At 76.6% G+C, this 7,169-nt stretch carries 8 protein-coding genes; 5 read left to right on the top strand and 3 right to left on the bottom strand.

The window, feature by feature from the left end; all coding sequences use genetic code 11:
• On the bottom strand, positions 1-893 hold an 893-nt coding region (locus AB7J25_RS29470; RefSeq protein WP_428514452.1), incomplete at its 3' end, for a histidine kinase dimerization/phospho-acceptor domain-containing protein.
• Positions 890-1,573 carry a response regulator transcription factor gene (locus AB7J25_RS29465; RefSeq protein WP_428514450.1) on the bottom strand — a complete coding sequence of 228 codons (684 nt, stop codon included), beginning with the start codon at positions 1,571-1,573 and terminating at the stop codon, positions 890-892. The genes AB7J25_RS29470 and AB7J25_RS29465, both read right to left, overlap by 4 nt.
• Before the next feature lie 336 nt (positions 1,574-1,909).
• Between AB7J25_RS29465 and AB7J25_RS29460 the strand changes: the two genes are divergently transcribed.
• The 5 genes from AB7J25_RS29460 to AB7J25_RS29440 all read left to right on the top strand — a co-directional run bounded on the left by AB7J25_RS29460 (position 1,910) and on the right by AB7J25_RS29440 (position 6,448).
• On the top strand, positions 1,910-2,536 hold the full coding sequence (locus tag AB7J25_RS29460; RefSeq protein WP_428514448.1) for a hypothetical protein: 627 nt from the start codon (positions 1,910-1,912) through the stop codon (positions 2,534-2,536).
• Between the two features lie 74 nt (positions 2,537-2,610).
• A complete protein-coding gene (locus tag AB7J25_RS29455; protein ID WP_428514446.1) occupies positions 2,611-3,456 on the top strand; it encodes an exodeoxyribonuclease III in 846 nt (281 codons plus the stop codon).
• A 97-nt stretch (positions 3,457-3,553) separates the two neighbouring features.
• Positions 3,554-4,267 carry a DUF4142 domain-containing protein gene (locus tag AB7J25_RS29450; RefSeq protein ID WP_428514444.1) on the top strand — a complete coding sequence of 238 codons (714 nt, stop codon included), beginning with the start codon at positions 3,554-3,556 and terminating at the stop codon, positions 4,265-4,267.
• A 165-nt stretch (positions 4,268-4,432) separates the two neighbouring features.
• Positions 4,433-5,059 carry a class F sortase gene (locus AB7J25_RS29445; protein WP_428514442.1) on the top strand — a complete coding sequence of 209 codons (627 nt, stop codon included), beginning with the start codon at positions 4,433-4,435 and terminating at the stop codon, positions 5,057-5,059.
• 108 nt (positions 5,060-5,167) lie between these two features.
• Positions 5,168-6,448 (top strand): aldehyde dehydrogenase family protein, encoded by a 1,281-nt coding sequence (locus AB7J25_RS29440; protein WP_428514440.1) that lies wholly within the window; start codon positions 5,168-5,170, stop codon positions 6,446-6,448.
• 7 nt (positions 6,449-6,455) lie between these two features.
• Here AB7J25_RS29440 and AB7J25_RS29435 read toward each other — a convergent pair.
• Positions 6,456-7,169 (bottom strand): ester cyclase (locus AB7J25_RS29435; RefSeq protein ID WP_428514438.1); only part of this gene is annotated, 714 nt, incomplete at its 5' end.

Below are 7,169 nucleotides of genomic sequence, written 5' to 3'. Positions count from 1 at the left end.
AGGTCGTCGACGAGGCGGGCGGCGCGGTGGGACTCGCGCAGCAGCAGGAGGTGCAGCCGGTCGCGTTCCTCGGGGTCGAGCCCGGGTCCGGCGGCGGCCTCGGCGGCGGCCTGGACACCGGCGAGCGGGGTGCGCAGCTCGTGCGCGGCATCGGCGACGAACCGCCGGGTGCGCGCCTCCGATGCGACGGCGTCCGACTCGGCGGCGCGGGCCGCCCGCTCGGCGCCCTCCAGCTCGTCGAGCATCGCGTCGAACGCCGCGGCCGTGCGGCCCAGCTCGGTGTCGGTGCGCGTGGGGGCGAGGCGGCGGCCGCGGTCGCCGCGGGTGATGGAGCGGGCGAGCGCGGTCATCGTGTCCAGCGGCGCGAGCGCGACCCGCGTCGTGAACAGCGTGACGACCCCCGCGACGACCAGCGCCGCGACCGACAGCCACAGCATCGTGCGGCGCAGCCGTTCCTGTGCCGCCGTGACCGGCGAGTCCGTGAGGACCAGGGTGAGCCGGGAGCCGTCGGCGAGGGTCCGCTGGACGACCGCATCGCCGTCGGGGCCGTGGTGGTCCGGGCGGAACCGCATCGGCGGGCCGGGCGGGCCGTACACCTCGCCGCCCGCGGTGACGACGACGGCGCGGACCCCGGGCCCTTCCAGGCGGCGCACCAGCTCACCCGGGGCGATGCCGCGGGCGACGAGCTGGTCCGCCGCGTCCGCGCGGGCGGTGAGGTCGTTGCGCAGGTCCGTCCGCGTCTGGGCCTCGACGACGACGTCGGTGAGCAGCCCGACGACGAGCAGCACCACCGCCAGCACCATCAGGCTGAGGGCGGTGACGCGCCGCCGCAGCGAGGCCGTGTGGAGCCGCGACGGTCCCGGCGCGCCCGACCGCCGGCGCGGTCCGCTCACGGTGCCGCGTCCGGCTCGGCCCGCAGTACGTACCCGAGCCCGCGGACGGTGTGCAGCAGCCGCGGCTCGCCGAGCTTGCGGCGCAGCGCGGAGATGTGGACCTCGACCAGGTTCGGGTCGTAGTCCGTGTACCCCCACACCCGGGTGAGGATCTGGCCCTTGCTGACGACGCGGCCGCGCTGGGCGGCGAGGTAGTCCAGCAGGCGCAGCTCGGTGGCGGTGAGCTCGACCGGTGCCCCGCCGCGCACCACGGTCCCGGCGGCGGCGTCGACGACCAGGTCGCCGACCGCGACGGCGGAGGGTGTGCGTCCCATGCGCCGCAGCACCGCGGTGACGCGGGCGAGCAGCTCGGCGAGCGCGAACGGCTTGACCACGTAGTCGTCGGCGCCGCCGTGCAGCCCGCGCAGCCGGTCGTCGACGCCGTCGCGGGCGGTGAGCATGACGACCCCCGCGTCGCTGCGGCGGCGCACGACGTCGAGCAGGGCGAACCCGTCGCGGCCCGGCAGCATGACGTCGAGGACGACGAGGTCGGGCCGGAACGCGGCGAGGTCCTGCTCCAGCGCCCGCCCGTCCTCGCGGCCGGTGGCCTCGTAGCCCGCCCCGGCGAGCCCGGCGAGCACGGCGGTGCGGATCGCCTCGGAGTCCTCGACCACCAGCACCCGCGCAGCCGTGCCATCCATGCCCCCATTGTCCCGGCGAGTCTGAGGATCACCTGAAGGTCGGGCCGGGCTTCAGGTCCGGTTCAGGCGGGCGGCGCACTGTCGGAGGGGAACGACGACCGACGGGAGCACGCAGCAATGACCACCCCCGATCCCCCCACGACCCCGAAGCCGGAAGGGCAGCGGACCCCGCAACCGGCTGCGGGACCGGCCCAGGAACCGGCCCAGGAACCGGCCCAGGAACCGGCACAGGAACCGGCACAGCAACCGGCGCAGGTCACAGCACAGGAACCGGCACCGCCGCCAACCCGCCGGCGCTTCCTCCCCCGCAGCGGCTGGGCGATCGCCGGCCTCTCCGTGCTGGGGCTGCTCGTCGTCGCCGCCGTGGTGGCGGCGTTCCTGGTGCCGTGGGGCGGGCGGTACGGCGGGTACGGCCCGGCCGGGCACCCGCGCGCGGTCCACGGTCCGGGCATGTTCGGCGATGGGCCGGGCCGGGGCCCTGGCGGGTACGGCTGGGACCGCGACGGGCGGGGCGGCCCCGGTGTCGCGTTCGGCCGCCTCGGCGACGACACCCTCCTCGCCGGTACGGTCGTCTCGGCCGGCAACGGCACGCTCGTGATCACCCCGGACGGCTCCCCGCAGCGCACCCTGCGCACCGACGACCGCACGCGGGTGGCCGGTGACGGCGTCCGCTCGCTCGCCGAGCTCACCGCCGGGCAGCGTGTCCTGCTGCGCGTGGACGGCACCGGCGACGCCGCGACCGTCGTGGTCGCGTACGTCCCGCAGGCCCGCGTCACCGGCACGGTGACGGCGATCGCCGGCAACCAGGCCACGGTCGTCTCGGTCCAGGGCCTGACGGTGACCGTCGACGTCACCGCGATCGGGCAGAAGCCCGCCGTCGGCGACCTCGTCGAGATCAGCGGCGGCGCGAGCGGGGCCGCGCTGCGCGCCGACGAGCTGCGGGTGCTGCCCACGACCCCCTGAGGCTCCGGGCGGCGGCGGCCCTCCCATCCCTGCGCCGCCGCCCGGTCCCGCGGGCGCGGGTAGCGTGCGGCGCCGTGCGCGTCGCCACCTGGAACGTCAACTCCGCCCTCTCCCGGCTGCCGCGGCTCCTGCCGTGGCTCGACGAGCGCCGCCCCGACGTCGTCTGCCTGCAGGAGACCAAGCTCTCCGACGAGGCGTTCGCCGCGACGTTCGGGGGCCCGCTGGCCGAGCGGGGCTACGAGGTCGCGCACGTCGGCGAGGGCCGCTGGAACGGCGTGGCGTTGCTGTCGCGCGTCGGCCTCGACGACGTCGAACGCACCCTGCCCGGTGCGCCCGAGTTCGGCGGCGTGCTGGAGGCGCGCGCGGTCACCGCCACCTGCGGCGGGGTGCGGGTGACCTCGGTCTACGTCCCGAACGGCCGCACCCCCGGCGACCCCCACTACGCCTACAAGCTGGAGTGGCTCGCCGCGCTGCGGGCTGCGGTGACCGACCCGGCGACGGCGGTCGTCGCGGGCGACATGAACATCGCCCCCACCGACGCCGACGTCTGGGACCCGTCGGTGTTCGTCGAGTCCACCCACGTCACGCCGCCGGAACGCGCTGCGCTCGGCGGGCTGATCGGGCTCGGCCTGCGCGACGTCGTCCGCGACCGCTGGCCCGGCGAGCGTGTCTTCACCTACTGGGACTACCGCGCCGGCCGTTTCCACCAGGACAAGGGCATGCGCATCGACCTCGTCCTCGCCGGGTCGGCCGTGGCGGACCGCGTCGCCGCCGCGTGGGTGGACCGCCAGGCCCGCAAGGGCAAGGGCCCCAGCGACCACGCCCCCGTGATCGTCGACCTCGACACCGCACCTGACGGTGACATCGGCCCCGTCGTGCCGCCGCCGTCCACTCCCGCGAAGCTTCCGCACCGGGAGTGATCTTCACACTCGATCGGGTGTCACCCGCAACGGTGGCCTAGATGGGCCGTTGAACGGGGAGACCGTGCCGTCCCGCAGCTCCCCCGGAGGAGACCCGATGTCCCTGCGCCACACCGTGTCCGTCGCGGCGGCCACGCTCGCCCTCGCCGGACTCACCGCGTGCGGCGGCCCGACGACGTCCGCACCGCCGCCACCGCCCGGAGCCCCGGCCGGACCCGCCGGACCTGCTGCTCCGGCCGCGCCCGGTGCGCCGACCGCCGCTGCCACGCAGGCCGCTCACCAGGGGGCCAGCGCGCTCGCCGCGCTCGCGGCGCTGGGCGAGGAGAAGGGCGGTGAGCAGGTCCGCGGCGTCGCCGGGCGCATCGCCGCGGACGTCGCCGCACTCGACGAGCAGATCCGTGCCGTCGCCGCCGCGAGCGGGGTCGAGCTGGACGACTCCCTCACGGCCGACCAGCAGGCGCTGCTCGCCGACCTGCAGGCCCGCTCCGGGAGCTCCTTCGACCAGGCCTGGACGCGCGCCGTCCTCGACCTCTACACCCAGGCGAAGGCGAACGCCGAGGCGGTACTGAACTCCCCGGACGCCTCGGCGGAGGCCAAGGACGCCGCCCGCGCCGCGCTCGCGAACCTGGACGCGCTGACGGCGCAGCTGCGGTCGGGCGCCGGCTCGGGGGCCGTCCCGCCGACGACCGTGGACTCCGGCACCGGTGGCCAGGCGGCGTCCACGCAGGACGGGCTGCCGCTCGCCCCGCTCGCGTTGCTGGCCGCCGGGGCGCTTCTGGCCGGCGGGGCGGTCCGGGTCGCGCGGCGGTGATGCCCGCTGAGCACTGACCCGCCGCCCGGTCCGCCGGGTGCGCCCGGTGCGCCGGGCGGTGCCGACGCCGGTGGACCCGACGCCGGTGGGCCGGGTGCGGCCGGCGCGGCGCCCGCGCGCGGCACGGGTCGCCGGTGGCTGCCGGGACTGCTCGCCGTCGCCGCCGTGTCCTGCCTGGTCGCGGGCGGTACCTGGCTCGCCACCGAGCTGCGCGCGGGTGCGGATCTCGGGAGCGTCGGCTCCGGAGGCGCGGCAGGCCCCGGCGCATCGGGGGTCGCGCCCACCGCGGGAACGGTCCCCGGGACCGACCCGCCCGCGGGCCTCCCGCGTGCCGGGACCGTGCCCGTCACGCTGGAGCTGCCGTCGCGGCAGGTCAGCGCGCCGGTCGTGCCCGTCGTCACCGGCCAGGACGGTGGGCTGATCGTGCCAGAGCCGCCCTCGACCGTCGGCTGGTGGACGCCCAGCGCGCTGCCCGGCGGCACCGGCGGCACCACGGTCGTCGCCGGGCACGTCGACTCCCGCACCGGCGGGATCGGCGCGCTCGCCGTCCTGCGCGAGGTGGAGGTGGGCGAGCCCGTCGTCCTGCGCGGAGCGGACGGGCGCGCGGTCGCCTACCGCGTCGTGGCCCGCCGCCACCACCCCAAGGCGGACCTGCCCCCGGAGATCTTCGCCGTCGGCGGCCCACCCCGGCTGGTGCTGATCACCTGCGGTGGCGCGTTCGACCCGGCCACGCGGCACTACGGCGACAACGTCGTCGTCTACGCCGAGCCGGACGGTCCCGGAGGGCCATGATCGTCGGAACCGTGACATGAGCTGCGTGGGTGCAGCTGACGTCCCGGTTTCGGTGATCACGGCTCGGGCGGATGCAGGCGCCCCCTTCCGCATGACAACCTGTCTGTCGTGAGCACGCCGTCCGCCACGACCCCCACCACCCCCGAGACGACCGAGCCGCCGGAGTTCGCCGCCGTCCGCGAGGCCGCCCTGCGTGCGGCCGCCGCGGCCCCCGGGGTGCGCGCCGCGGGTGGTGCGGCCGTCGACGCCGCCCTGCGCACCGCGGCGGACCTGCTGCGCGAGCGCGCCGCGGAGCTGCTCGCCGCCAACCGGCGGGACGTCGAGGCAGCCGAGCGCTCGGGCATGGCATCCGGCCTCCTGGACCGCCTGCGCCTCGGCGAGGAGCGGCTGGCCGACATCGCCCACCAGCTGGAGGTGCTCGCGGCGACCCCGGAGGCGCCGGTCGAGCGGGAGGTGCGGACGCTGCCGACGGGCGAGCGGGTGTTCGAGCGGCGGGTGCCGGTCGGCGTGATCGGGGCGGTGTTCGAAGCCCGCCCGAACGTGACGGTGGACGTGGCGTCGCAGGTGTTGAAGGCCCGGTCGGCGGCGGTGCTGCGCACGGGCGCGGCCGCGCTCGGCTCGGCCCGGGCGCTGATCGAGCTCGCGATCGCCCCCGCCCTGAGCGCGCACGGCATCCCCGAGGACGCCGTCCAGCTCGTCCCGCTGCCGGGCCACGCGGGCGCGGACGCGCTGGTCGGCCTGCCCGACCTCGTCCCGCTCGTGGTGGTGCGCGGCAGCGGCGAGGTGACGCGGCGGCTGTCGGCCCTCGGCGCGGCGGCGGGCACCCGGGTGCTCGCGCACGCGGACGGCGGCGGCGTCCTCTACCTCGACGCGAGCGCCGATCCGGACACCGTGGCCCGGCTCGTCCACGACTCGACGGACCGCCTCGGTGTCTGCAACCGCCTCAACCTGCTCCTCGTCGACCGGCCCGCCTACGACCGGTTGTGGCCGGTCGCGGAGCGGGCGCTGCAGGAGCGGGACATCACCCCGTCGCTGCCGCCGCACACCCACCGGCTCGGCCACGAATGGGCCCTGGACTCGGGCGCCGAGGCGCACGTGACGGTGGCGCAGGTGGACGGGCCCGTCGACGCGGCGACGACGGCGAGCCGCGAGACGTCCGGCCTCGCCGCCACGGTGTGCGCGACGGACGAGGCGGCGGCGCGGGCCTTCATCGACGCCTACACGGGCACCGGCGTGTTCTGGAACGCGACGACCCGCCTGCTGGACGGGTACAAGCTGCTCGGCCTGCCGGAGACCGGCATCAACGTCGATCACACGCCGGGCCCGCGTGGGCCCGTCACCTACCCGGACCTGGGGCTTCGGCAATTCGTGGTGCTCCCGCCCGCCTGACCCGCGATCAGGCCGCCGGGACGGGCACCGCGCCGATCTGGCGCAGCAGCCCGAGGGTGTCCCAGTGCACCCATTCCTCCACGAACCGGCCGTCGACGATCCGGCTGAGCAGCTGGCCGTCGACCTCGACGCGCCTGCCGGTCGGCTCGACCCCCTCCAGCGCCCCGCGGTGCACCCCGCGCAGCGACCAGTGCGTCTCCACCATGTCGCCCTCCGCGATCTGCCGCTCGATCCGCAGGTCGAACTCGTCGAGGACGCCGCGGTAGGCCTGCACCCGCGCGGTGAACCCGGCGGGGCCGGTGGGCTGGTCGGGGTTGTACGGGTCGTGGTTGACGTAGTCGGGTGCGAAGAGCTCCTCGACGGTGTCCCACCGGGCGCCGTTCCAGATCTCGTCGAACTGCCGGGCGACGAGCTTCTTGTTGTCCTCCGTGCTCACGTGTCCTCCTCCTGTTCGGCCGCCGACCGGCTCCCTCCCCGCGGTCGGTGGCAGCTTCCGGATCCGGGCCAGCAGCGACGGGATGTCGGCGTAGGTGCGTTCGTGGACCAGCCGTGCCCCGTCCCAGCGCTGCCACAGCGTCGCCCAGCACGCGACGGTCCGGCCGGTCGGTGCGACCGTCCCGGTCGACGTGACGAGCGGGCCTGTGTGCGTGCCCCGCCAGATGATCTCCAGCGCGGCGGTGTCGCCGTTGGTGAGCACGCGGACGACCTCGCCCACCGCGTC

This window comes from Pseudonocardia sp. (assembly GCF_050246655.1).
In the GTDB taxonomy this organism is placed as follows: domain Bacteria; phylum Actinomycetota; class Actinomycetes; order Mycobacteriales; family Pseudonocardiaceae; genus Pseudonocardia.
Note: the sequence above shows the minus strand (reverse complement) of the source record. Positions and strands in the feature narration are given on the sequence as shown.

What these genes read in the sequence shown, in the direction of transcription:
- AB7J25_RS29450 (WP_428514444.1), top strand. Translation starts at nt 3,554, where the DNA reads ATGTCCCTGCGCCACACCGTGTCCGTCGCGGCGGCCACGCTCGCCCTC.
- AB7J25_RS29465 (WP_428514450.1), bottom strand. Translation starts at nt 1,573, where the DNA reads ATGGATGGCACGGCTGCGCGGGTGCTGGTGGTCGAGGACTCCGAGGCG.